This is a genomic window from Streptomyces sp. NPDC048248, assembly GCF_043201875.1.
Classification (GTDB): domain Bacteria; phylum Actinomycetota; class Actinomycetes; order Streptomycetales; family Streptomycetaceae; genus Streptomyces.
The window spans coordinates 157,042-181,647 of record NZ_JBICZL010000010.1; the positions used below are offsets into that span (position 1 = coordinate 157,042).

At 69.3% G+C, this 24,606-nt stretch carries 20 protein-coding genes; 16 read left to right on the top strand and 4 right to left on the bottom strand.

Annotated elements, in window-relative coordinates; translation table 11 throughout:
• The first annotated feature begins 174 nt into the window (after nt 1-174).
• On the top strand, nt 175-837 hold the full coding sequence (locus ACGFZW_RS22750) for an HAD-IA family hydrolase (RefSeq protein WP_393895276.1): 663 nt from the start codon (nt 175-177) through the stop codon (nt 835-837).
• A 91-nt stretch (nt 838-928) separates the two neighbouring features.
• On the opposite strand, the gene ACGFZW_RS22755 is transcribed toward ACGFZW_RS22750, so the two are convergent.
• Nucleotides 929-3,703, bottom strand: a complete 2,775-nt coding sequence (locus ACGFZW_RS22755; protein ID WP_393895011.1) for an AAA family ATPase — start codon at nt 3,701-3,703, stop codon at nt 929-931.
• A gap of 450 nt (nt 3,704-4,153) precedes the next feature.
• Nucleotides 4,154-4,444 (bottom strand): hypothetical protein, encoded by a 291-nt coding sequence (locus ACGFZW_RS22760; RefSeq protein ID WP_393895012.1) that lies wholly within the window; start codon nt 4,442-4,444, stop codon nt 4,154-4,156.
• A gap of 270 nt (nt 4,445-4,714) precedes the next feature.
• Between ACGFZW_RS22760 and ACGFZW_RS22765 the strand changes: the two genes are divergently transcribed.
• Both ACGFZW_RS22765 and ACGFZW_RS22770 read left to right on the top strand, forming a co-directional pair.
• Entirely contained in the window at nt 4,715-5,683 is a 969-nt protein-coding gene (locus ACGFZW_RS22765) for a GlxA family transcriptional regulator (RefSeq protein WP_393895013.1), read from the top strand.
• A 603-nt stretch (nt 5,684-6,286) separates the two neighbouring features.
• Nucleotides 6,287-9,208, top strand: coding sequence for a BTAD domain-containing putative transcriptional regulator (locus tag ACGFZW_RS22770; RefSeq protein WP_393895014.1), 2,922 nt, complete (start codon nt 6,287-6,289; stop codon nt 9,206-9,208).
• A 22-nt stretch (nt 9,209-9,230) separates the two neighbouring features.
• Here ACGFZW_RS22770 and ACGFZW_RS22775 read toward each other — a convergent pair whose 3' ends face one another.
• Entirely contained in the window at nt 9,231-9,374 is a 144-nt protein-coding gene (locus ACGFZW_RS22775) for a hypothetical protein (RefSeq protein ID WP_393895015.1), read from the bottom strand.
• A gap of 316 nt (nt 9,375-9,690) precedes the next feature.
• Here ACGFZW_RS22775 and ACGFZW_RS22780 point away from each other — a divergent pair, with 316 nt between their 5' ends.
• From ACGFZW_RS22780 to ACGFZW_RS22830, 11 genes are all read left to right on the top strand, one after another.
• On the top strand, nt 9,691-10,467 hold the full coding sequence (locus ACGFZW_RS22780) for a class I SAM-dependent methyltransferase (RefSeq protein ID WP_393895016.1): 777 nt from the start codon (nt 9,691-9,693) through the stop codon (nt 10,465-10,467).
• 13 nt (nt 10,468-10,480) lie between these two features.
• Entirely contained in the window at nt 10,481-11,194 is a 714-nt protein-coding gene (locus tag ACGFZW_RS22785; RefSeq protein ID WP_393895017.1) for a 7-carboxy-7-deazaguanine synthase QueE, read from the top strand.
• Nucleotides 11,195-11,230: 36 nt separating this feature from the next.
• A complete protein-coding gene (locus tag ACGFZW_RS22790; RefSeq protein ID WP_393895018.1) occupies nt 11,231-11,602 on the top strand; it encodes a 6-pyruvoyl tetrahydropterin synthase family protein in 372 nt (123 codons plus the stop codon).
• A 28-nt stretch (nt 11,603-11,630) separates the two neighbouring features.
• Nucleotides 11,631-12,221 carry a GTP cyclohydrolase I gene (folE, locus tag ACGFZW_RS22795; protein WP_393895019.1) on the top strand — a complete coding sequence of 197 codons (591 nt, stop codon included), beginning with the start codon at nt 11,631-11,633 and terminating at the stop codon, nt 12,219-12,221.
• A gap of 167 nt (nt 12,222-12,388) precedes the next feature.
• Nucleotides 12,389-13,369 carry an aspartyl/asparaginyl beta-hydroxylase domain-containing protein gene (locus tag ACGFZW_RS22800; protein ID WP_393895020.1) on the top strand — a complete coding sequence of 327 codons (981 nt, stop codon included), beginning with the start codon at nt 12,389-12,391 and terminating at the stop codon, nt 13,367-13,369.
• A 102-nt stretch (nt 13,370-13,471) separates the two neighbouring features.
• Complete coding sequence (locus tag ACGFZW_RS22805) at nt 13,472-14,161, top strand: 7-cyano-7-deazaguanine synthase (protein WP_393895021.1); 690 nt, start codon at nt 13,472-13,474, stop codon at nt 14,159-14,161.
• The gene (locus ACGFZW_RS22810; protein WP_393895022.1) at nt 14,158-15,183 is read left to right on the top strand and encodes an isopenicillin N synthase family dioxygenase; all 1,026 of its coding nucleotides are present in this window, start codon (nt 14,158-14,160) and stop codon (nt 15,181-15,183) included. Before ACGFZW_RS22805 ends, ACGFZW_RS22810 begins: the two co-directional genes overlap by 4 nt.
• Before the next feature lie 111 nt (nt 15,184-15,294).
• Nucleotides 15,295-17,127: a BTAD domain-containing putative transcriptional regulator gene (locus tag ACGFZW_RS22815; RefSeq protein ID WP_393895023.1), complete on the top strand. Its 1,833-nt coding sequence runs from the start codon at nt 15,295-15,297 to the stop codon at nt 17,125-17,127.
• 126 nt (nt 17,128-17,253) lie between these two features.
• Nucleotides 17,254-18,522 carry an ATP-grasp domain-containing protein gene (locus tag ACGFZW_RS22820; RefSeq protein WP_393895024.1) on the top strand — a complete coding sequence of 423 codons (1,269 nt, stop codon included), beginning with the start codon at nt 17,254-17,256 and terminating at the stop codon, nt 18,520-18,522.
• A 220-nt stretch (nt 18,523-18,742) separates the two neighbouring features.
• Nucleotides 18,743-18,883, top strand: coding sequence for a hypothetical protein (locus tag ACGFZW_RS22825; RefSeq protein WP_393895025.1), 141 nt, complete (start codon nt 18,743-18,745; stop codon nt 18,881-18,883).
• Between the two features lie 188 nt (nt 18,884-19,071).
• The gene (locus ACGFZW_RS22830) at nt 19,072-19,908 is read left to right on the top strand and encodes a hypothetical protein (protein WP_393895026.1); all 837 of its coding nucleotides are present in this window, start codon (nt 19,072-19,074) and stop codon (nt 19,906-19,908) included.
• Nucleotides 19,909-20,109: 201 nt separating this feature from the next.
• Here ACGFZW_RS22830 and ACGFZW_RS22835 read toward each other — a convergent pair whose 3' ends face one another.
• The gene (locus ACGFZW_RS22835) at nt 20,110-21,258 is read right to left on the bottom strand and encodes a GNAT family N-acetyltransferase (RefSeq protein ID WP_393895027.1); all 1,149 of its coding nucleotides are present in this window, start codon (nt 21,256-21,258) and stop codon (nt 20,110-20,112) included.
• Nucleotides 21,259-21,646: 388 nt separating this feature from the next.
• Here ACGFZW_RS22835 and ACGFZW_RS22840 point away from each other — a divergent pair, with 388 nt between their 5' ends.
• Nucleotides 21,647-23,050: a hypothetical protein gene (locus tag ACGFZW_RS22840; RefSeq protein ID WP_393895028.1), complete on the top strand. Its 1,404-nt coding sequence runs from the start codon at nt 21,647-21,649 to the stop codon at nt 23,048-23,050.
• Nucleotides 23,051-23,059: 9 nt separating this feature from the next.
• Nucleotides 23,060-24,418, top strand: coding sequence for an MFS transporter (locus tag ACGFZW_RS22845; RefSeq protein WP_393895029.1), 1,359 nt, complete (start codon nt 23,060-23,062; stop codon nt 24,416-24,418).
• Nucleotides 24,419-24,606 lie beyond the last annotated feature (188 nt).

Here is a 24,606-nt window from a genome sequence, read left to right on the forward strand (position 1 = left end):
CACCGACGGTGCCACACCGGGCCGAGCGGCGCGACGGTGTATTCGACCGGTCGTCTCCACCAAGGCGCCGCGCCCCGCAGGTCGGTTGCTCTCGATGTCCGGTCGTAACGGCGTAGCTTCGGCCGAGAGGGAAGGCGGGGGAGGCCCCTCCATCCGCGGCAGCGTCGCCCCGTAATCTCGGAGAGAAGGAAACTCTCCGCCGACGCGATCCTGTTCGACAGCGACGAGACGCTCGTTTCGTCCATCAAGTCTGTTCTGCGGTGCTGGTCGCGATGGGCGGACGCGCACGGCCTCACAGTCGCCGAGATCATGTCGGTGCAACCGCACGGCCGGCCCGCCGCCGCCATCGTGGCCGATCTCCTGCCTGCCGAGGAAGTCGCCATGGCCCTGGCCCTCCTCGAACAGGCCGAGGTCGACGATGCCGCTGCCGGGGGTGTTCTCCCCGTCCCCGGTGCCCTGGAGCTGTTGGCGTCGTTGCCTCCGGACCGCTGGGCCGTCGTCACCTCCGGCACGCGCAGGGTCGCCGACGCGCGGCTGGCCGCCGCGGGTGTGCGCGCCGCCCACGTCATCACCGTGGACGACATCACGCGCCACAAACCCGACCCGGAGCCGTTCCTCGTCGCTGCCGGCCGGCTGGGCGCCGCCCCGTCCCGCTGTATCGCCTTCGAGGACGCGCCGGCCGGGCTCAGCGCGGCCCGAGCGGCAGGCATGACCACCGTGGCCGTGACCACGACACACAAGGCCGATGACCTCGAGGCCGACATGGTGATACCCGACCTCTCCGCTGTCACGGCCCGGGCCACGCACGCGGGCGTGGAGCTGACGATCGCGGGCTGATGCGCCATCGGCGTCCGACGGTGGGCCGGCGCCGTCGAGCGGTCGGTCAGGAGGGTGGGAATGCTCTTCGTCTGCTGGTGCCGCACTCGCCCTACGCGTCCCGACCGCTGACCAGAGATCCGCGCGGCACGTCGCCCCCGGTCAGGGCCGTGCTCAGGGCGCTGCGCCGTTGGATGCCCAACTTGCGGTAGCTGTGCGTCAGATGGGTCTCCACGGTACGGCGGGCCAGATGCAGCAGGGCCGCGATCTCCGCATTGGTGCGTCCCCCCGCGGCCAGTTCGGCGATACGCCGCTCGCTGTCGGTGAGCGAGGCGGCACCGGTCCGCGTCGCCGGACGGCGCGCGCCGCCCGCCCGCAGTGCCTCCTCCGCCAGGTCCCGCAGCCGTATCGCGCCCAGGCGTTCGGCGAGCCCGGCCGCCTCCCGCAGGGTGTCGCGGGCGCGGGACGACTCGCCCGACGCGGTCAACTGACGGCCCAGAGCCAGCAGCGCCGCCACGATCTCCGGTCCTGCCGGGCCGCCACGCAGCAGCCGTACCGCCTCCTGAGTCAGGTCCAGACCCCGGCGCCCGCCGGTCGCGGTGCCGAGGACACGCAGTGCCCGGCCCACCGTGCGGGGCGTGTTCCACACCCGGGCCAGGCGCAGCTCCTCCTCGGCAAGGGCCAGCGCCTCCCGTGGGACGCCCAGAGCCAGATGGCACTCGGCGGCGGCCGTGCGCCACGGGGTGACGACCGGGCTGAAAACCTCCCGGGCCGACTGGCGGCGCCCGCACTCCAGGAAGTCGTGCAGGGCTCCCGCCAGGTCACCGTTCGCGGCGCGCAGCTGCCCGCGCGCGTACAGGAACCGGTTCAGCTCCCAGGACTCCGGCGCCGTCCGTAAGTCGAAGGACTCGGCCAGGCGTTCGGCCTCGGCGGTGCGGCCCGCCTCCACGAGTGCCGTCAGCGCGTGGGCATGGGCGTTGGTCGGGGTCGTGGCGGCGGGCGGCGGGCCGGCCAGGAGGCGCGTGTAGTCGGCCCGTGCCGCCACGATGTCCACACGGGTGTTGAGCAGCGCCTCGTGCATGGGGTGCAGGACGTCGGGGCGCTGCCCGGTCAGACCGCGCTCCACCAGCCTTTCGGCCTCGTCGAGTTCGTCGGCCCACTGAGCGACCACGGCGGCCGTCCCCAGCAGGTACGGCTCGGACAGCGGGTCGGCCGGTTCCGCCAGCAGACCGCGCAGGCGCAGCATCGCCTCCCTCGCCGAGGTCATACCTGCCGTGACCGCGTATTTCACCAGGAACGCGTGACCGGCCGTGCTGATCGACTCCGGCGAACGCTCGGCCACCTCGGCCAGCCGCTTGTACGCCTCCTGCCGCACCAGCTGGTCCCTGTCCGACAGTTGCAAGAACGCCTGCCGCAGGATGCGCACCAGGTCGGGTCGGTCGGCGAGTGCGTCGTACAGCGAGCGCAGCACCTCGACCCCGGCGCGGGTCCTGCCACGGCCGGTCAGCGCCGTCCCCAGGGCGACCGCGGCGCGCACCCGTTCCTGCGGCGGCCCCGGCAGCCGCAGCGCCTCGGTGAGCCGCAGGATCGCGGTCGAGGAGCCGGGCACCGCGTACTCCAGCGAGCCCAGTTCGGTCAGCAGACGTTGTCTGCCCTCATCGGCGAGGGGCTCGTCCAGAGCGCGGCGCAGGAACGCCACCGCGTCCTCGATGTGCCCCGCACGTAACGCAAGTGCAGCGGCGTCCTGCAGCACCGACAGCGCCCATGGCGCGTCCACCACGTCGGTGAGCAGCAGTTGCCGGGCGACAAGCTCGCTGGAGACACCGCGGTGCAGCATCGCCTCGGCGGTCGTCCGGTGCGCGGCGCGCCGCCGGGCCGCGGACACGCCGGTGAGCATCTCGTCCCGCAGCAGCGGATGGGCGTAGCGGGCGCGGCCCATGCCGTCGGGGCGCAGCAGTCCGAGGCCGGTCATCGCGGTGATCCAGCCCGCGACCCGGGCTGGGTCGGCGCCGGAGAGTTCGGCGAGGAGTGAGGGGATGTGGAGGACGGGGAACGCCGCGCTGGGTCCGTGGTCCCAGCCCTCGTCCAGGATCGCCAGCGTGCGCGCCACCTCCGCGGTACCCGGCCCGGCGCAGTCCAGCCACCACTGCACGGCCGCCGGAAACGCTCCCCGGTACAGCGCGGCCGAGGTGTCCGGCACGACCGGGTGACTGCCGTCGGAGAGGTCGTCCAGCAGGGCGCGCAGCAGCAGGGGGGTGCCCGCGCCGGCCCGTACGCAGTCCTCGATCCAGGAGTCGTCGGCGTCCGGGAAGGCCGAACGGGCGGCTGCGGTGGCTGAGTTGTCGGACAGCGGTGTCAGGGTGTGGGTGGTGACCAGGGCGGGGGAGAGGCTGTGGGCGAGGCCCTGTGCGGGCGGGTCGATGTCGTACTGGCTGCGCTCGGTGACCAGCAGGACGATCGGCAGCCTGTCCATGAGCCGGGCGGATTCCACCAGCCAGCGGCGGGACGCCGGGTCGGCCAGGTGCACGTCGTCCACGGCGATCAGCAGCGGCGACCGCTCGGCCCACGACCGCAGCACCCGTCGCAGCCCGGCGCCGGTCGCCCGTTCATCTCCGTCCCATGCCGGGTCGGCGAACTCGGGTATGAGGCCGAAGAGTTGAAGGATCGCGGCGAAGGGGATCGCGGAGTCGCCGGCGGAGCAGCGAGCGCGCAGCACCTGCATGCCGTGGGCGCCTGCGTCCTCGGCGGCGGCCTCCAGGACCGTGGTGCGGCCCGTGCCGGTGGCGCCGCGCAGCAGGACCAGACGACCGGTGCCCGCATGAGCGCGCTCGGTCGCGGTGGCCAGCAGCCGTGCCGCATTCCGTACTGCACATGCCGGTCGGGACATCCCTGCCTCCTCGTGTGGACGTGAGCGTCCTCAGTCACGAGGACGGAGTGCGCCGGATTTCGGTGGCGTGACCTGCACCGTGAGAAGAACCACCGTGGTCGCGCGCCTGTGCGAGGGAACCGGGATGTCGCTTCCGCCATCACGTTCCCGCTGTCGTGGTTCCGGCCGGTCGATCTCGTGGTCCGTGTCGTGGTGCTCCACGATTGCGCTGTTCACGGGGTCACATGAGGGTGAATAGCCTCCGCACGCCTCTGACCCCACAGAAGTGGCGGGTCGCGGACAGGAGGCAGGGTGCTCAACTCAATCCGGATGACACACGCCGGTACGGCAGACGGCACGGGCGTGCCGCAGGCTCGGGTCCCCGTGGCGGCGCACGCCCGTCTGGTGAAGTGGCGTCAGCCGCCGTGCTGGTTACGTCTGTCGTGCCTCGTGATGGCGCGGGCGGCGCCCTCAGAGGGCGAACACCGATACAGCTCCGCCGTGTTGGCGAGACCAGTTTCCGGAGAGGTGCTTCCCGTCATCGAACGGCGCGGCCCTCTGGGCGCACTGAGCCTCTCGTCCCAGGCCGAGTCCCAAGCACCAGCGGCGCACGGCCCCGTAGGAGACGGTCACGCCGCGCTGGAGCATCAGCTCCTCGACCTGACGGAAAGCGGGCGGGAACCGGAAGTACAGCCACACGCAGTGGGCGATGACCTGCACCGGACGGCGGTGGTTCGTGTACGACGGCGGGGCGCTCTCCACGACAAGCCCCTCCCGCCAGGACCAACCCGAAGATCATCTCGCTCGCCGGTCAACGTGACAGCACCCTCCGGCGCCTTCCTGGCCGACGCCGGACGGCGGACCACCGCCCGCCCGCTCTCGTCACGCCCCAGCGCCTGCCCCCAAGTGCCGCACCCGCCCTGCCGCCTGCGACTGGACCCACCGAAAGTTAAACCTCGTACCAAATTTATGGCGGAGATCGTCATGTTTGTGTCCTTGCTGCCAAATGAAACGGCGGGCCAAGATGCACGGGTGACACAACGGCGCGTCGTCTTCCTCGTCTTTCCGCAGTTTCAGGTGCTGGACCTGGCGGGACCGCATGAGGTGTTCGCGCAGACGGAGCGGTGGGTGCCCGAGGTTGAGGGCTATGCCGTGGAGATCGTCGCGGCCCGGGCCGGAGCGGTCCGGTCCTGTCACGGCATAGACGTTGAGGCGGGCAGCGGCGTCCAGCAGTGTCAGGGACCGCTGGACACGCTGGTGGTTGTCGGTGGACCGGGCGAACGGGAGGCGGTGGACGATGAAGAGCTTGTCGGCTGGCTCAGGGCGGCGGCCGGCCGGGCCCGGCGGGTAGCTTCCGTGTGTACGGGCGCGTTCCTGCTCGCGCGGGCCGGGCTGCTCGACGGACGGCGCGTGGTGACGCACTGGGCGGCCTGCGAGCGGCTGGCCCACGAGTACCCGGCTGTCACGGTCACCCCGGACCAGATCTTCGTACACGACGGGGCGGTGTGGAGCTCCGCCGGAATCACGGCGGGGATGGACCTGGCGCTCGCCATGGTCGAGGAGGACCACGGGCCCGAGGTATCCCGTGCCGTCGCGCGGATGCTGGTGATGTTCGTCCAACGCGCGGGCGGTCAAGCTCAGTTCAGTACTCAGCTCGCCGCGCAGCGGCCCACGCGGAAGCCGTTGCAGGACGTTCAGGCATGGGTTGCCGACCACCTCGCTGACGACCTGACCGTCCGAGTGCTCGCCGAACGGGCCGGTATGAGCGAGCGCAACTTCACCCGGGTCTTCCGCACCGAGACCGGACTCACCCCGGCCGCTTACGTGGAGACCGTCCGCGTCGAGGCTGCCCGGACTCTGCTGGAGACGACGGATACCACCATCGACTCGATCGCCCGAGCTTGCGGCTTCGGCTTCGCCGAGACCCTGCACCGCCGTTTCAAACGCACCCTGGGCGTCACACCGGGCCAATATCGCCACCACTTTTCCAGGTCAGGGTAAAGGAGCGCCTGGGCCTGTCCGTCGCTTGAGAAGTCCGAGCGCCACCGGCATGTCTCCTTGGACGTCTTCGGGCGTCGCGGGTTGTGGAGCACGGTCAGTGCTCCTCCGACCCGGACGCCGACCTGGCCGTGGGACCGCACGTCAACTGCCGGGCCCGGCACGAACAGCACATGGAGCGCACCTTCCGGGTCAGCGAACGCGGTCCATCACGTCCCCGGTCTCATCCAGTCGCGCAGACCGCACCTTTCCTCCCGTCATCTCCCGTCCCGGTACACCCCCTGATCGGAGCAGTCTCGATGAACGACACCACGCCGGCGGAGTTCTCCCCGCCCCGCAGCGCAACGGCGGGTGGGTGTCCGTGGAATGCAAGTCGTATGCGGCTGAACACGCGCCGGGCCCGGCTCCGGCCGAGCCGGCACGACTCCAGCCGCAGGGCGCACTCATGGACTCTCCGGGGGGCGCTCGGCGACAGCTGAGCCTCCGGAGGTGCTTGCCCACGCAGTCAACGGTTACAGCTCAGTAGCCAGGTCGGTATGCGTTCCGTCCAACTTTGCAAGCCGGACCACATCGCCTGGCTGATCCCCCACAGAAGCAGGTCATGCAATGGCAGTCTCGTCAGGTAACGACGGCAGCGGCGTAGCGGCAGCTCCCTTCCGGGTGCTCGGGCCGCTTGAGGTGAGCGGCGAGCTGGGTGCCGTCTCCGTGGCACCGGGGCGTCAAGAGATCGTCCTCGGGGCGTTGGTGCTCGAACTGAACCGGGTGGTGGAGACGACCCGTCTGGTGGATGTCATCTGGGCGCACGATCCGCCGAAGACCGCACGCGCCCAGGTGCAGATCTGCATCTCCCGGCTCCGCAAGGCACTTTCGAACGGGGGAATCGATGCCACCATCGAGACCCGTGCGGGTGGCTACATCCTGAGGGCGCCGGCGGATGCGACCGACGTGGGCACCTTCCGTCGACTGGTAACGGAGGCGCATGCGCTGGCCCGTGACGGTATGAAGATGCCTGCGGTGGACGCGCTCCGCTCGGCGCTGAGCCTGTGGCGGGGGCGGTGCCTGGCCGGTGTACCCAGCGAGGTCCTGGCCGGTACGGCGGCGCAGTGGGACGAGAGCCGCCTGGAAGCGGTGGAGACCTGCATGCGCCTGCTGCTGGAGCTGGGCCGTCACGAGCACCTGATCGGCGAGCTGATGCAGCTTGTCGCCGACCATCCGCTGCGTGAGCGGCTGCGCGGGCACCTCATGGTGGCGTTGTACCGCTCGGGGCGGCAGGCGGAGGCGTTGGACGCCTACCACCAGGGCCGCGCGATGCTCACCGAGGAACTGGGCCTGGATCCAGGAAGGGAACTACGCGACCTGGCGCAAGCAATCCTGACCGACGACGCCGACCTGGCACCGGTCGAACCGGCCGAGCCGGCCGGACAACGTTCTCCCGTGGCGACGCCGCTCTCCGAGGCCGTGCAGGAGAGTGGTGCCGATCCCGATCCAGCTGTGACCCCACGGCAACTTCCCGCCGACATCGGGGACCTCGTGGCCGACGACACGATCGTTTCAGCGGTCTGCGACGCCGTCACCGAGGGACAGGAAAAGGGGCAACTGAACGTGGTCCTGGTGCTCGGCAGGCCTGGTGTCGGCAAAAGCACGCTGGCCAGGCACGTGGCGCACCGACTCACCACCGAGTACCCCGACGGACAGCTCTACTGCGACCTCCGGGGGCCGGGAGGGCAACCGGTCGCCCCCGCCCAGGCGTTGGGGCGGTTCCTCCGAGCGCTGGGCGTACCGGGCCAGGCCATACCCGATGCGCTTGATGAGCGCGCGGAGATGTACCGCAGTCTGCTGGCCGGTCGCCGGATCCTGGTGTTGCTGGACGACGCGGTGAGCGAGTCGCAGGTGATGCCGCTGCTGCCCGGAACCGGCAGCAGCGGTGTGCTGGTCACCAGCCGCTGCCGGCTCACGGCGTTGCCGGGCACACGCCGGTTCGATCTGGAGCCGCTGAGGCCGGAACAGGCCATGCAGCTCCTGGGGCGGATCATCGGAGAGCACCGCGTGGAGAGCGAGCGGGAGGCGGCGCGGGTCGTCATACGCTTGGTGGGCGGGCTGCCCCTCGCGCTGCGTATCATCGGCGCGCGCCTGGCCGCGCGCCCGCACTGGTCACTGACCTCCATGCGGCACCGGCTTGAGAACGAGCACCGCCGGTTGGACGAGCTGGCACACGGCGAGCTGTCGATCCGGGCAAGTCTTTCGCTCAGCTACGACGGCCTGACGGCTGCCGACCGTCGCCTGTTGTGCCTGCTCAGCCTGGCCGAGGGGACGGAGATTCCGAGCTGGCTGGGAGCCGCCCTCACCGGCGACCGGACGCCGCACCCCGCTGACCTTCTGGAACCGCTCATCGACAGGCGGCTCCTCGACATCACCGCCATGGACCAGGGCGGTGGGTTCCGATGCGGCCTTTCCCAGATCGTACGGATGTTCGTGCACGAACGGCTGCCCGCGGAGATACCCGAGGCCGAACGCGCCGGAGCGGTGCGGCGTATGGTCGGTGGCTGGATGGCGCTCGCCGAGGCTGCACACAAAGAGCTCCACGGCGGTGCGTACACCCTCGTGGCGGGCCGGGGCGGACGGTGGCATCCGCCGGAGGACCATGTCCAGCGGTGCCTCCGCGACCCGCTCGGGTGGCTGGAGAGCGAGCAGACCAACCTGTTGAACGCGGTCGAGTTGGCGGCACGGTCCGGGCTGGACGAGTTGTGCTGGGAGCTGGCGACGACCCTGGTGACGCTCTTCGAGGCCCGTGGCCATCCCGAGCTCTGGGAGCGCACCCATCAGATAGCGCTGACCGCGGTGCAGGAGGCCGGCAACGAAAGGGGCCGGGCGGCGGTACTCGGCTCGTTGGGGACCCTGCACCTGTTCCGGGGCGAGCATGAGGCAGCACGTCCCTACCTCAGCACCGCTTTGGAGATCTTCGAGCGGCTCGGGGAGCTGAGCGGCCAAGCACTGTGTCTGCGTGACCTGGCGCGTATCGAGCGGCACCATGGTGAAGACGATCGGGCGCTCGCCCTCTACGAGAGCGCCGAACGCAACTTCGTGCGGGCGCAGGACGTCATCGGCCGGGCATATGTGCTCGGCGAGATGGCACACATCACGATGCGGCGAGCGGACTTCGTGCGAACCCGTTCGTATCTCGACGAGGCCCTCGGGATCTGCCGGTCAGCCGGCTTCGACCGGGGCCAAGCCCTCGCACTGCGGCGGCTGGGCCACATGCTGATGTACCAGCAGCGGTACGAGTCGGCGGAACGGACCCTGCTCGAGGTCCTCGCCATGGTCGGGGCGAGCGGCGACCTGGTCGGGGAGGGGTATGTGCTGCACGACCTCGGCCGGGTCAATGCCCACCTGCGGCGCGTGGAACAGGCCGTCCGGTACTACTCGCGATCGGCCAGGATCCGGGAGCGCATCCTGGATCACAGCGGGGCGGCTGCCGTACGGGCTGACATCGTTGCCATCCTGGGCAGGGCCATGACCCCGGTCGGCTGACACCAAGAGGCGTGATGGGCCGTCACGTCCAGGGCGTGTTGTCGGTGGGTGTTCCGCCGGCAGGCAACACGGCGACCGGTCCCTGCTCCACGCCGTGCTGATTTCCTGCGGCGCCCAGGACCAGCACGGTGGCCCGAGCGACAGCCGACGACTTCTTGATGGCCATTCAGTTCCTCTCCCTACGCACCCGTTTCGCAATCCGTCCGGGCGTTGCTGAAACCAAGCGTGAACCAGGCGCCCATCGCGGCCGCATGCTCGCGCTATCACCGCCTTATCCCGGCCCGTCCCGTCGTGGATGCGCCGTGATGCCGGGCCGATAGAGCGACACCGGAGATTGGGCCCTGCCGACCTCGGAGCCCTTTCAGGGGACGGCCTCAAGGAGTGGTCCGAATGACCGTAGTGACCCAGGACGCGGTGACGCCCGCCGCGTTCGGCGTCCCGGAAACGGAATCGCAGCAGGGGAAGGTGCACGGCCGATGACCATGGACGCGGAGTTCTACTCCCGGGTGGCCGAGCGGTTCGGCGGCTACTTCAGCGGTGCGCGGAGCACCGACGTATTCGCCGACGGCCGCCCGGACACCGTCTTCGATGAACTGGCGACCGCACTCGGAGCGCCGCAGGCCCGACTGCTGGATGTCGGCTGCGCCGACGGCCGTAGTTTGCTGCGCATCTCTCCTGCGTACGGCGCCGTGACCGGGATGGATCTGTCGCCGTCGATGCTGGAATGCGCCGCGCGGTACCGAGCGGAGGCGGGTCTGTCGCACGTCACGTTCGAGCTGTGCGATGCCGCCCACACGGGGCTGCCCGATGGGTACGCCGATGTGGTCACCTCCCGCCGCGGCCCGCTGATCGCCCGTGAATTCGAACGGGTTCTGCGCCCCGGTGGGGTCGTGATGTACATGGGGATCGGGGAGCAGGACGCGCGCGAACTGAAGGAAACGTTCGGTCGCGGCCAGGACTTCGACAGCTGGAACGGCAGGCCCTTGTCGGAGGGGATCGCTGAAGAACTGTCCGAAGCAGGCTTCGTTGTGACACGAAACCAGGCGTTCCGCTTCGAGGAGTTCTACCACTCGGCGGGCGATCTGGACACTTTTCTGCACCAAGTGCCGATCGTCGAGAACTACGATTCCGCGGCCGACAAGGAGGCATTCGATCGATATGTCGACGCGGTGACCGTCGATCAGGGCGTCCGGCTGAGTCGGCATTGGTTCATCGTGCAGGCGCAGAAGCCGGCGGCCCTCGAGCCGTCCCACTCATAGGAAACGGTGCGCCATGGAGCAGGATCTCGTAGTCAACGAAATCTTCGGTCCGACCGTCCAGGGCGAGGGTCGGTCCCTGGGACGCAGATGCGCGTTCCTGCGACTCGGTGGGTGCAACCTGTCGTGCTCGTGGTGCGATACGCCATATACCTGGGACTGGACCGGAGCAGGTGAGAGCGGGGTCGCCCACGACCCGCGTAAGGAGCTGCACCGCCGCCCGGTCGAAGATGTCGTCGCGGTATTGCTCGAATTCGACACCGAGCTGATCGTGATCTCCGGCGGTGAGCCCCTGGGTCAGCAAGTGCGACTGATTCCTCTGGTGGCAGCACTGACCGGACGCGGTAAAGAGATCGAGATCGAGACCAACGGCACGCACGCCGCCCACCCCGAACTCATCGCCGCCGGCGTCAGGTTCAACGTCTCGCCGAAGCTGTCGCACTCGGGCGACACCCTGCAGCGCAGGATCGTCCCTGCCGCACTCACCAGCCTTGCGGCACTGCCGGAAAGCACGTTCAAGTTCGTCTGCCGCAACACCCGCGATCTCGACGAAGTGGCCCAGCTGGTTGCCACCTTCGATCTGCCCTCGGTATGGATCATGCCGATCGGGCGTACTGCCGACGATGTCACAAAACACATGGGCGAGTTGGCCGACGCGGTGGTGAAGCGCGGCTGGAACCTGACGACCAGACTGCACACCTTGTTGTGGGACGAAAAACGCGGCGTGTGAGCAACGGCACACGCAAAGGAGAGGGAACTCGGATCGATGGCATTTCGAATCACGAAGAAATTTGAATTCTCGGCCAGCCATCGGCTTGCCGGCCTTGCTCCTGAGCACCAGTGTGCCCGAATGCACGGGCACAACTATGTGATCGAGCTGGAGCTCGGAGCCGATGATGCGGATCTATTGCCCGTGGGCTTCGTTCGAGACTACGGAGAGTTGTCCGCATTCAAGGTCTGGCTCGACGAAAACCTTGATCATCGGCATCTGAACGATGTGATGGACGGGAATCCGACTGCTGAGAACATGGCAGCTTGGGTCTACAAGACATGGTCGATGGAGTTTCCCGAGTTGACCTGCGTACGCATATCGGAAACTCCCAAGACCTGGGCCGAGTACCGGCCGTCAGGTCAGTAACTCCGAAGCCCGGACGAAAGGTGACCGCATGTCGGTGACAAAATTGGACCTCGATGGTGACGCGTCGGCTTCGAGGACGACCGAGGACCCACTGGTCGATCTCGCCCGCCAACTGCTGGTGGAGATCGGCGAGGACCCCAATCGCGACGGGCTGCGCGACACACCTGCGCGGTTCGCCCGCTGGTGGCGAGAGTTCATCAACTACGACCCGGGTTCGCTGGGCACTCTCTTCGAGTCCATCGGCACGAGCCAGCTCGTGGTGGTCTCGGACATTGCGCTCTGGTCGCTGTGCGAGCACCACCTCCTGCCGTTCAACTGCTCCGTGACGATCGCCTACCGCCCGACGGGGCAACTGCTCGGCCTGTCGAAGTTCGCCAGGGTCGCCCATCAGTACGCGCACAAGCTGCAGGTCCAGGAGCGTCTCGTGGACCAGATCGCGCTGGAGATCAGCACCCTGAGCGGCACCCCGGACGTCGCGGTCATAGCGAAGGGCGAGCACCTTTGCATGTCGATGCGCGGCATCAAGGCTGCCGCGCAGATGACATCGACCGCATATCGCGGGGAGTTCAGCACGGACCCCGAGCTCCGGCGCGAGCTGTTCGACCTGCTCCGGGCGTGACGAGCCATCCGGCTCCGATCCGCACCGCTGCGGGGCCGTATTCGTCCTGCTCGCCGCGCCGGCGATCGTGACAGCCGTCGGCCGGATCCGGGTCGCAGAGCGGCGAACGGAAGCCGTTCTCTTCGACACCCGTGCAATTCCGGTCCGGTCGACATGAAAGGACAACGATGAACGAGAATGATTCCTCGACGCCTGCGGAAGCGGTTCGGCTGCTCCCCGTGATGGACGCCGACCGGCTGGTGGCCGACCTCATGACAGCCCGCGACCACCTGTGGGATGAGCAGAGCTCGTACTCGAACGGGCGGGTGTCCAGGTGGGCGGAACAGGACTGGCGCTGCCTCGCGGTGCGCAGCCCGGGTGGTGACAAGACACGTACCGACGCAGGGGGCCCCGGCAGTACGGCGTTCGCCGACACCGAGTGGCTGGACCACATGCCGTACGTGCGGGAGGTCCTGCGCTCGATTCCCGGACCTCTCTACGCAGCCCGATTCATGGATCTTGGACCCGGCGTCGTCGGATACCGGCATTCCGATGCCAAGTTCGCTCCGGACTGGGGCATGGCCCGGCTGCACATCCCGGTCACCACCCACGAGGAAGCCTCGCTGGACCTCGACGGGGAAATCCATCGCTGGCAGCCCGGAGAGTTCTGGTTCGGCGACTTCAGCCGCAAGCACCAGATCCAGAACCTCGGTCCCGAGCATCGGGTGCATCTCGTCGTGGACGTACTCGTCACACCGGAACTCGCGAAGCTGTTTCCGGCGGACTGGGCCGACTACTTCAACGGCTCGGAAGTGCTCTACAACCGTCCGGCAGTGGCCACGACCGATCGAGAGCGGCAAGCCGCGCGGTGTTCGTTCGACGCGCCGGCGCACCTGCTGGAGGTGGAAGTGTTCGGGTCGCTCACTGGCCCGCAGCCGCAGGCCGCCTTCAGCATCGTCGACACCGGCACGGGCCTCGCCATTCGATCTCCCCAGGACCACCTCTTCCCGCTGGTGGCGCTCGGCGGACACGAGTACCGCCTGGTCGGGTGGAGCGAGGAGCGAACCGTCACCACGAGGCTGGACGGTCCGCGGCCCCAAGTCGAACTGACCTACCGCAAGGGCCACCGATCGACCCGGCTGCTCGTCCCGGCCACGCCGGCGCCGTGACGAACGCCCGCACCTTCGCCGCTGTTTCGGTGCACAGCACACCGCTGCCCTGATCCCTGAATACGGATCCTCCCTCCATTTCCGCCTTCCGGAAGGCGACGCATGCCGAAAACTGTCGCAATCGTGTCCGGCGGCCTGGACTCGGTCACCATGGCCTACCACCTCCAGGCGCAAGGACACACACTCCACCTGCTGTCCGTGAACTACGGCCAGCGTCATCTCGTCGAGCACGAATTCGCCGCGAAGGCGGCTCGATCACTCGGGGTGCCGCACGACGTCGTCGATCTCAGCCCCGTCGGCAAGCTCCTGAGCGGCTCCTCGCTCACCGACCCGACCGTCGACGTGCCGGATCACCGGAGTGGGTCGTCCGGCGGGAGCCCGAACGTCGTACCCAACCGCAATGCCCTTCTGCTGTCCGTCGCCTTCGCGGTCGCCGTCGCGGAGAAAGCGGAAGCGGTGGCCGTCGGGGTGGTCGACGACCTGCAGGCCGCGCCCGACAGCAATGCCGCGTTCATCGACTCCTTCCTCGCCATGGAGCGGATCGCGACCCGCGGATACGCCCACCCCGACCTGACCCTGACGGCGCCGCTGGTCAGGCTGCGCAAGAGCGACGTGGTCTCGCTCGGTGAGGAACTCGGCGTTCCCTGGACCGAGACCTGGAGCTGCTTTCGTGGCGACGCGCTGCAGTGCGGACGGTGCGCCGCCTGCAGGGAGCGGCAGGAAGCCTTCCGGGACGCCGGCGTGAGCGACCCGACGACCTACCAGACCAGCGATGCGAAGGAGCTGCCATGACCGACACCTTTCCCGTGCTCGACCTCCGTGACGCCGCCGGTTCAAAGGAAGCCAGGGCAGCGTTCCTGTCCCGGTTGCGCAAGGCCGTGCACGAGATCGGCTTCTTCCAGCTCGTCGGGCACGGCATCGAGGACGCCGACGACATGCTGGAGCTCACCCGCCGGTTCTTCGCCCTGCCCGAGGCCGATCGGCTCGCGCTGAACATCCTCGACTCGCCGCTGTTCCGCGGCTACTCCGAACTCGGCCGCGAACACACCCGGGGCGTGCCCGACCAGCGCCGGCAGCTGGACATCGGGCCGGAGCAGCCCGCGACGCCGCCCGCGCCCGGCGATCCCGCCTACCGGTGCCTGATCGGCCCGAACGAGTGGCCCGAGGCGATGCCCGAACTGCGCCAGGCCATCGAGTCCTGGATCACCCGGCTGACCGATCTGTCACATCGACTGCTGCGGCTGATGCTCGAGTCGCTCGACGCCCCCGCCGGGTTCCTGGACGATGTGGTCGATCCGGATCCGCAGATCCACCTCAAGCTCCTGCACTACCCCGGCCCCGCGCAGGCGGACGAGAACGCCGGCTCCGACCAGGGCACCGGCCTCCACAACGACCTCGGGCTGCTCACCCTGCTCGTCCAGGACGACAACGGCGGCCTCCAGGTCGCCGTCGAGGACGACCGGTTCGTCGATGTGCCGGTGATCCCGGGGGCGTTCGTGGTCAACCTGGGAGAGCTGCTGGAGGTGGCGACGAGGGGCTACGTGCGTGCCACCCTCCACCGGGTGGTCCGGCCCGCCCCGGGCGTCAACCGCTACTCCATCCCCTTCTTCTACAACCCTCGGCTGGACGCCACGATGCAGCCACTGCCCAGCCCGTACGTGGAGGGCGCCGACGGAGTCATCGACGTCGTCGGCAACCCGTTGTTCGCCCTCTACGGCGACAACGTCATGAAGGGGCTGATCCGCTCCTTCCCCGACATCGTTGCCCGGCACCACCCGACCCTGGCCGCGGGAGCCGGATCCAGGAGTTCCTGACACCGAGCGGCCGTGCACATCCTCACCGCCCGGCCCGAGTGGTCGGGCCGGGCGGTGGCGTCGCCGGCCGGTCCGACGGGGACCGAACGAACATGAGACAGGGCGAATTTCATGAGAATCAACCTTCTCGGGCCGCTCCAGGCCTACGGGGACGATCACCGCGTCGACATGGCGCCGGCCGCCCAGAAAGTACGTCAGACACTGGCAATGCTCGTGCTGAACGCGGGCCGGGTGGTGCCCTTCGAGCAACTCATGGACGAGCTGTGGAACGACGACCCGCCGGCCAGCGCGCACACCGCGCTGCAGACGTATGTGTACCAGCTCAGGAAGCGGTTCTCCCTAGGCAACCCGAGGAGCGGCGGCGCGGTACGGGCGGCCGGGCCGCTGCTGGGAACGGTCGACGGCGGCTACCAGCTGTCGTTGCCCGCCGAAGACGTGGACGTCTTCCGGTGCGAGCCGCTGCTCGCCCGTGCCCGTGCGGAGTTCCGTGACGAGGACTTCGCCCGGGCCCGTGACACGGCCGCCGCGGCGCTGCAGCTGTGGCGGGACGATGCCCTGGTGGACGTACGCAAGGGCCCCACTCTGCGGGCCGAGGCGGTCCGCCTGAAGGAGTTGCGTACCGGCGCACACCACCTGCGGATCGAATCCGACCTGCACCTCGGCCGGCACCACGAGGTGCTCGACGAACTCACCGCGATGGCCGGGCGGGAACCCACGAACGAGCGGGCCCAGCGCAATCTGATGACGGCGCTCTACCGCATGGACCGGCGGGCGGAGGCGCTCCAGGTCTACCAGCGGGCACGCGGGCGGATCGCCGGCGAGCTGGGTCTCGACCCCTCGCCCCAACTCCAGGCCCTGCACACGGCCGTGCTCACGTCGGACGAGGCGCTGCTGCGTCCCGCCGGGCGACTGACAGCCGTGACTGCCGCCACCCGGGCGCCCTGCCATCTGCCCGCCCCGCGCGAGCGTCTGACCGGACGCGCCGACCAGCTGGCGCGCCTCACCGGGGTGCTGGCCGGCCGGGCCCGGGAGGACCGGCCGCTGGTGATCGTGGGGGGTGCCCCCGGCACGGGGAAGAGCGAGCTGTGCCTGCACGCCGCGCATCAGGTGAGCGGTCACTACCCGGACGGACGGCTGTACGCGCGTCTCCGTGACGGTGCCGGCCGGCGGGCGCGGCCCGCCGAGATCCTTCGCTCCTTCCTGCGTGGACTCGGCGCGACGGAGGAGCAGTTGCGACTGGGCACGACCGACCTGAGCCTGCTGTTCCGTACCTGGACCGCCGACCTCCGCGTCCTGGTGGTGCTCGACGACGTCTGCGACGTACGGGACTTGACGCCGTTGCTGCCATCGGGCGCCGGCTGCGGCGTGGTGATCGGCAGCCGTCGGCGACTGTTCGTGTCCTCGTCGGCGGTTCACGTCGAACTGACCGGACTGCCCTTCGCCGACTGTCTGCACCTGCTGGAATCCTCCGTTCCGAGACACCGGATCACCATGGACCCGGAGGCGCTGCGACGGCTGGCCCGGTTGTGCCGGGGACTGCCGGGCGTGCTTTTCGCGGTCGCTTCGCAGTTGCGTCGCCGCCCGCACTGGACGGCCCGGCAGGCCACTGCCTGGGTCCTCGCGTCCGGGGGCGTCGACAGCGATCCGCTGGGCGTGCGGGCCGGCTTCGACCGGACGCTCGCGACGCTGCCCGCCGGCTTACGGCCCCTGGCGTACGCGCTGTTGTCTCCCGGCGTCCCCGATCGGCTCACGCCGGCGCTCGTTGCAGCGTCCCTGGGGATCGGCGACCAGCAGGCGGAGGACCTGCTGGAGGAGCTCGCGGAGAGCTACCTGCTGCGCGCGCAGCACCCGTGCGTGAACGGCCGGTTCTCCTACGAATGGGAGCCCGGGATACGCCCGTTCGCGGCGCGGCCGAGCAGCGCGCCGGCCATGTGCTCCGCTTGACGGTCACGGCTCCAGTACCACTGCCAGTTCGAGAATGCACACGCGACGTGGAGACGTATGCACCGGTGCGTTCCACGACTCCGTTGCCCGGACCCGCCCACGCAGCCGAACCTTGGAGAACCGCACATGTCACAACGTCCGAAGCTCGTCCTCGTCGGTCAGCTTTCCACGTTCCCCTGGGTGTTCGATGCTGCCGAGCGTGCCGGCATCGACGTCATCCTCGTCCCCAGGGGGGACGATACGGAGGAGTCCGCCGGGCGGGCCGCCGGGGTGGTCGAACTGCTGCCGCTGGACATCGAAGGAAACCCGGAAGCCGCGCTGTCCGCGCTCGCCGACCGTTACCGGCGCGAGCCCTTCGACGGGATCATGGCGGGCAACGAGCAGGCCGTGCCGTTCGTGGCGCGCGCCGCCGGGAAGCTGGGCCTCATCGGCCTGACCGAGGAGGCGGCGACCGTGGTGCGCGACAAGCGCAGCATGCGCCAACACCTGCGGGACGCGGGGCTGGGAGTGCCCGGCTTCGTGCTCATCGACGATCCGGACGACTGGACCGACGCGCTGACCTTGCGGTTCCCCGTCGTGGTCAAGCCGGCGAACGGCCACTCCAGCTTCGGTGTGATCCGTGTGGATGACAAGGACGGCCTGGAGCAGGCCGTGGCCCGCACCTGCGAGCTCGTCGAGGCCCACGTCGGCGCCGACGACGGACTGGCTCCGGAAGCCGGCGTGTTGGTCGAGGAGTACCTCGACGGTCCGGAGATCAGCGCCGAATCCCTCGTCCACCAGGGGAAGGTGCGGGTCTGTGCCATCAGCTGGAAGGGAGAGCTGACGGGGCCCTACTTCCAGGAGACCACGTTGCGGGCCCCCGCCCAACTGCCCGCCGAGATCATCGCCGCGGTCGAGGCGGAGGTGATCGGCGCCCACCACGCCTTCGGTGTCACGGAAGGCACCACGCACACCGAACTGCGGCTGGTCGGCGGGGTGCGCCCGGTGCTGCTGGAGATGGGCGCGCGCATCGGCGGCGGGGGCTACATGGCCCACCTCGCCCACGTCAGCAGCGGGATCGACATGGCCGTCGAGGCGCTGCGCATCCACCTCGGCCAGGAACCGCTGTGCTGGCGTGAGGAGCCGGTGCCGGCCGGTCACGCGGCGGCCTATCAGGTGCCGGTCGGAAGCGGCGGACGGATCAAGCAGATCCACGGCCTGGACGCGGTGCGTACCGACCCGCGGGTGGATTACCTGGTGCAGACCATGGGACCCGGCGCACTGATGCGCCCCTACCCGGACTTCTCCGGATACCCGGTGATCGTGCTCTCCCGCCACGGGTCGGACGCCGAGGCCGAGGCGTACCGCGAGCACCTCGCCCGGACGCTGTACGTCGAGTACGAGGAGCAGGGCTGAGCACGCGCGAGGCCTTCTTGCCTCGCACTTGAGTCGCGGTTGACCCGCCTCGACCGATCCCGTGCCACACTCGGCGCATGCTTCACAGGCATGCTGATAAGTCCCTGTTCGAACGGGCAAAGCAAATCTGCAAGGGCCGCACGGGAACCCCACTGATTCCCCAGGCGGAGGAGCAGTGCGACTTCGTCGCCAAGCGGGAATTCTGAACCGGCTGTCCCGAATGCAGGAACTGCTGGTCGAACTCGACTCGGTCTATCAGCCCGACCATTACGCCAATCCGGATGGCCGCGACGAGCATTGCCGCTTCAGCGCGCGGGCGAGTTGGGCGCGCTGGCCGGCCCGCTGTTCCGCACTCATCTGAACTACTCGGGCCGCGGCTTCATGTACCGCACCAGCCGCCTCATCCGCTACGGCGAGCAGCATGACCGAAACGGTTACGTGGTGGGGGCGGCCTTCGTGACCCGGCGGGTCCGGGGTATTGAGCCGCCGACCCTTTGCCGGCCCCGGCTCCGCGAAAGCAGTGGTGTACAAGTGAAAGAGAGAGAACAAATGCAGCAGAGCACGATGCGGCTGAACGGACAGCAGGCCGATCCGGAGTTCTTCCGCTTCGAGGAGCGCGGCGAACTGGACTACCAGCTCGTTCTGGACGTCCTTCACGGCCGCAGGCTGGGAGTGATCTTCCGGGACGTCATACCGCCGGCTGCACGCAAGGACCTGACCGAACGGTTCTGGGCCAGCCCCGCCCGGCAGCATCGCGAGGGCGAGCCCTCGCACTACGTCGGCGCCTACCACTGGAACAAGGACGTGGACACCTATCTCGACGAGTCCGCCGTGGTCGCCGAGCATGTCCAGCGGGTCATCGACGCCCCCGACTCGCCCTGGCACGTGTTCCGCCAGGGCGTGGACGAGGCCCTGCGGCAGGAGGGGGCGACCTTGCGGGTGGCGCAGATGAACGGCCGCTCGGCGTGCGCCGCGCTGATCCGCGCGTGGGACAAGGAGGGCGACTTCTCCCTCGACCCGCACGAGGACGAAGCGCAGTGCAAGGACCCGCGTCAACACGGCTTCGAGGTCCAGCGGGTCCTGGACCACCAGATCTGCGCGGTCAACATGTGCACCGAACACACCGCCGGAGGACGGCTGGTGATCTGGAACATCCGCCCCGACGACGCGACCCGGCGCTCGCTCGGCATCGAGCAGACGGGACTGCCCTACCAGGCCGAGGCCCTGGCGGACTTCGAGGAACTGCGCCTGGACATCCGGGAGGGTGACGTCTACGCCTTCAACGGTGCCTTTGTGCATGCGGTGGACGCCAGCGCAGGCAACCGCACGACGGTGTCCTTCATCATGGGGTTCGCCGATCCCCGGACGGTCGTGAGCTGGACCTGAGGCCGACCGGGCCGGTGGCGGGACCGACCGCCGCAGACGTCCAGGGCCCGCCTCTCCCAGAGCGTTCGCCGGCTGCGTGCGAAGCCGTTGACGCCCGGGGAGAGGCGGGCCCTGGCGACGTCCACGGTGCGGTGGGCCCGGGGCGGCGCGGTGTCCGCCGCCGACGGTCACGCCGCGGTCGAGGTCACCCGGTGGCGGGCCTCAGCAGTACGGTCCCCAGCGCTCGCCGTCCACGGCGGCGGAAACCGCGGGCGAGGAGTCGCGCAGGCGGGCGAGCAGGGTGCGGTTGTGCTCGCGGATGTCCTCGTCGTACCCGGCCAGCGGGCTGTCCTCGGACAGGTCCAGCAGCCACAGCGGCCGGAGCGTCGCGCCGCGCAGTGCCTTTCCTTCCGCGGTCCCGGCACCCGCGTGCAGCCGGCGCACTCCCGGGAGCCGCGCCGCCATGTAGTAGGTGAGGTTGAAGTACTCGGCGGCCGAGCGGAGTTGGTCGTGGTCGAGGCCGTGCGCCCGCAAATACACGGTGTCACCACAGCGGTAGTACAGGCAGAAGCCGACGGGCGGTTCGCCAGGGCGCGAGCACAGCACCACTTCGGCTCGCGAACCGCCGAGTTCACCCTGCCGGCGGAAGGACTCGGCCATCGGGGCCACCTCGACAGTTCTGCCGTAGCGCAGGAGCGAACGGGCCAGCAGTCGGGCGACGTCCTGCCAGGACTCGGAGAGTGTCCGGTGCTCCAGTTCGTATCCGGCCCTCTCGAACTTCCGCACTTCGCTGCGGATACTGCGGGCCCGGCGCCCCGACAGCGATGCCAGCCAGGCGTCGTAGCCGCCGGGCGGGATCTCGATCCAGGCGTCGGTCGTCAGCGCGACCGGCGCGGTCCGCACCCCCGCCGCACGCAGCGCCCCCACGTCCTCGGTGGTCAGGTACATCGCCACACGGGCGATCTTCGACTCCTCGTGCAGGGGTGAGCGCAGCGCGCGGACCGCGTCGAGCACCTCGGCGGCGGCCTCGGTCCGATCGGTTCCCTCGCCGGTCAGCAGGTGCGCCAGGTAGCCGCGGCGCTGGCCGATGAGCAGGCCGTCCGGCTCGGGTGCCGGCAGGCCGCGCGCAGCCAGCAGGTCGTGCCACCGCAGGCCCGGGGTCGGCTCGTCGGTCACCGCCGCCACGGGGATCGCGGCCCGGCCGCCGCCCGGGGTCTCCACGTGCAGTCCGCCGGAGACCGCCCCGGGATCGAGGGCGCACACCCGCAGCCACAGCGCCGACGAGTAGAACCTGCCGTCGGCGAGCCGGTCCCACTCGGCGTCCCCGAGCCCGCCGATGGCATCGGCGAAAGTATCCGTCGTGGCGGTCATGGCGCCTCCCCTGGTCTCTGCCCGACCGCGCCCGCGAGTGCGCTGCGCGATCGGACGCTGAATGTGCCGAACATCTTGCGTGCGTGATAACTGACCGTGTGCGGCCCGTGGTTGACAGGCGTGGCGGTCCTCCGGTCGGTTTTCCCGGGACCGCAGGCCGGCGTCGGCCGAAAAAATGGACGTTCCCCGCATGGCTGCCGAGTAATTCTTTCTCGGATGTGCAAACACTCTAGTCTCCACGCGCAATGTGCCGTGTCCACAAGGGACGTTGGCCGAGGATTGAGGAGCAGAATTGAGCCGCAATTGAGTCGCGCCGTAGATCGGGGTGAAAAAGTGAAACCTGCGGGCCGAGGGGCCCCGGTCAGCACCGAGCAGGAGCGGAGGCCGCATGTCGGCGGAGCGGGTAACGGCCCAGTACAACGAGGAGTTCCGCACGCCGGGCAGCGGCTTGCCCGCGGTCGCCCAGCACGTCAAGGACTACCCGACGCTCGCACCGTGGCGTGGCGAGTATCTGGCCAGGCCCATCTTCTTCGCCGAGCGGGAGATTCGCGAGTTCGCCGATGACCTGCACCAGCTCGTCGGAATGCTGATTTCCCTGCCGGAGCGGATGTTCGGCGGCGATCTGGAGGCATTCCGGTCGGTGCTCGGTATCGACGACGGCCAGTGGGAAGTAATACGGCAGTTCGGTGACCTGACTCCACCCCACTTCGGCCGGGCCGACATGTACCACGACGGCACTTCGTTCAAGCTCCTGGAGACGAATCTGGGGAGCGAGTCCGGCGGCTGGGGCCTGGTGAGTGAAATATCCCGGGCGATGATGGAGGTTGATGCCTTCGCCGACTTCGCGCGCCGGAACCGGCTCGGTTACGTGCATCCCATTCGCGCCGTGGTGGAGGCGCTGCGCCGCTTCGGCGCCCCGGTGGCACGCGGCCGCGAGCCGGTGGTGGCCATACTGGAATGGCGTGGTGGTCTGAAGGACTACGGCGACCTCTGGCGCAACTTCCAGTCCGCTCTGCGCTCGGCGGGCCTGGACACCCTGCTGGCCGAGGTCTCCGACGTGCACGAACGCGGCGGGGCGCTCTACCTCGGGGACACAAAGATCGACGTGGTCAACCGCGCTTTCGTCCCGGACCAGATCGCCGAGGAGGCCGGCGGCTGGGACCTGGTGGCACCCCTGCTGCGTGCGCACCGGGCGGGTGGGACGCTGCTGTGGACCCCCTTCTCCAGCAACGTATTCGCCAACAAGGCCTGTATGGCGCTGCTTTCGGACCCGGCGCGGCGGCGCTACTTCAGCGCGGACGAGTGCCGGCTCATCGACCGGGTGCTGCCCTGGACCCGACTGGTGAACGCTGACGTGCTCACGTCTGACACCGACCTCGTCGACGAGTGCCTGGAGCGGCGCGAGGAGCTGATCCTGAAGGCCAATGCGCGCGGCGGCGGAGCCGGCGTCGTGGTGGGCTGGGAATCGGACGCTGCCACGTGGCGGCGGGCTCTGGAGAACTCCGCCGTCGAAGGATGTGTCGTACAGCAGAGAGTGAGGCCACGGTCGGAGCTTGTGGTGGACCCGATATCAGGAGAAACCGAGGAATGGCATGCGGCCTATGGAATGTTCTACACCCCGAAGGGCTGTGCGGGCGCATTTGCCAGGATGGTGCCGGCCGGTTCGGGCAGCGTCATCTCCCTCATGGCGCATGCCGAGGCGCGCAGCGCAGCCGTCTTCCATCAGAGCGAGCTACCCATCTGGGGCGAAGTGGCTGCCGTGGGCGTATCGCCCGCCAATGCGGCGAAGTAAAGAGAAGTCATGATGCCGCAGCATTCCCCCGCGCCTTCGGCGTGGCGGCGGGTTCAGACGGCCTGGGGTCTGCCGGACCTCGCGGGAAAAGGCCGATTCGTCACGGCCAATCTGATCGACAGCCTGGGAAACGGGTTGGTGATGGCGTTCACCGTCGTCTTCTTCGTGAAGACGACGTCGCTGTCACTGGCCGCTGTCGGCGCCGCGCTGACCGTCGGCCAGCTGCTCGTCCTGCCCTTTCCGCTCTTCATCGGGCGCCTGTTGGACAAATGCGGTCCGCGCATCGTGGTCGCTGCGGGTAACTGGATTTCGGTGGCCGGATTCATCGGCTTCCTGTTCTCGCACGCGGCCTGGCAGATCGTGCTGTGGCAGTTTGTGGTGCAACTGGGCTCCACCGCCTTCTGGATGGGCAACAGTCCGCTCACCGTGATGGTCGCCCGGGGCGTCGAGCGGGCCCGCTGGTTCGGCTTCGTCCGTGCCCTGCGCAATGTCGGCGTCGGTATCGGCGGCGCCGCGTCCGCGGTGGCCCTGAGCATCGGAACCGTCGCCGGGCTGCGGGCGGTCATGGTGCTCAACGTGGCCACCTTCGCCGTCGCAGGCTGGCTCGTGATCACCTTGCGGGGCGCGGACACGACCGAGGCGGCCGACGCCGGGCCCGCGGAGCCGAAGCCCGCAGAGCCGGAGCAGGCGGCGGGCGAAGCCAACGGACCACCCTCGGGCGGCTATCGCACCGTACTGAAGGACACTCGGTATCTGCGGCTGGTCGCGACGAACATCTCCTTCGTCTTCGCCTCCACGGTGATCTCGGTGCTGCTCGCCGTCTACGCCGTGGACAACCTCGATGTCGGCGCCTGGATCGTCGGCGCGGTCGTCGTGCTGAACGCGGCCATGGTCGCCCTGCTCCAGACGCTCGCCAGCCGGTGGATCGAGGCCCGCAGGCCGGTGACGGTGCTGGTGCCGGCCCTGCTGTTCAACGCGGCGGCGTTCGTCGTCTTCGGCACGCTGCTCGTGCTGCCCGGCTGGGCGGTGATCGCCGGGCTGCTGATCGCCATGGTGCTCTACACCGTGGCCGAGATCCTCAGTTCGCCGCCGACCAGCGAACTGAGCGTGGTGATGGCGCCCGAGCATCTGCGGGGCCGCTATCTGGGCGTCTACCAGCTGTCCTGGTCGGTCGGCGGTGCCGTCGCCCCGGCGCTGCTCACCGCGCTGTTGGCGGGCGGCGCCGCGCTGCCCTGGGTGTTTCTCACGGCGATCAGCGTGCTGGCCGTACCGCTCGTGATCGGGCTCGACCGGCGGCCCGCGGCGACGAGCTGGGCCGTACCGGCCGAGGAGGTCGCCCCGGTGGAGCACGGCGACTCCGTCGGCTGAGCCTGCCCGCGCCTGTTGAGCGCGCACCGCACGCACCGCGCGCACCGCCGACCGCCGCCCGGCAGCACACCCGGCGGCGGTCGGCGTTTCCCGTATTTGCCCTTTCGCCGCGCCGCGCAGCGGCTCGACCACGATCCCGCCGCCGGCCTCGTGAGGGAATCCGGCGTACCCGACGAGCAGTTGTCGTG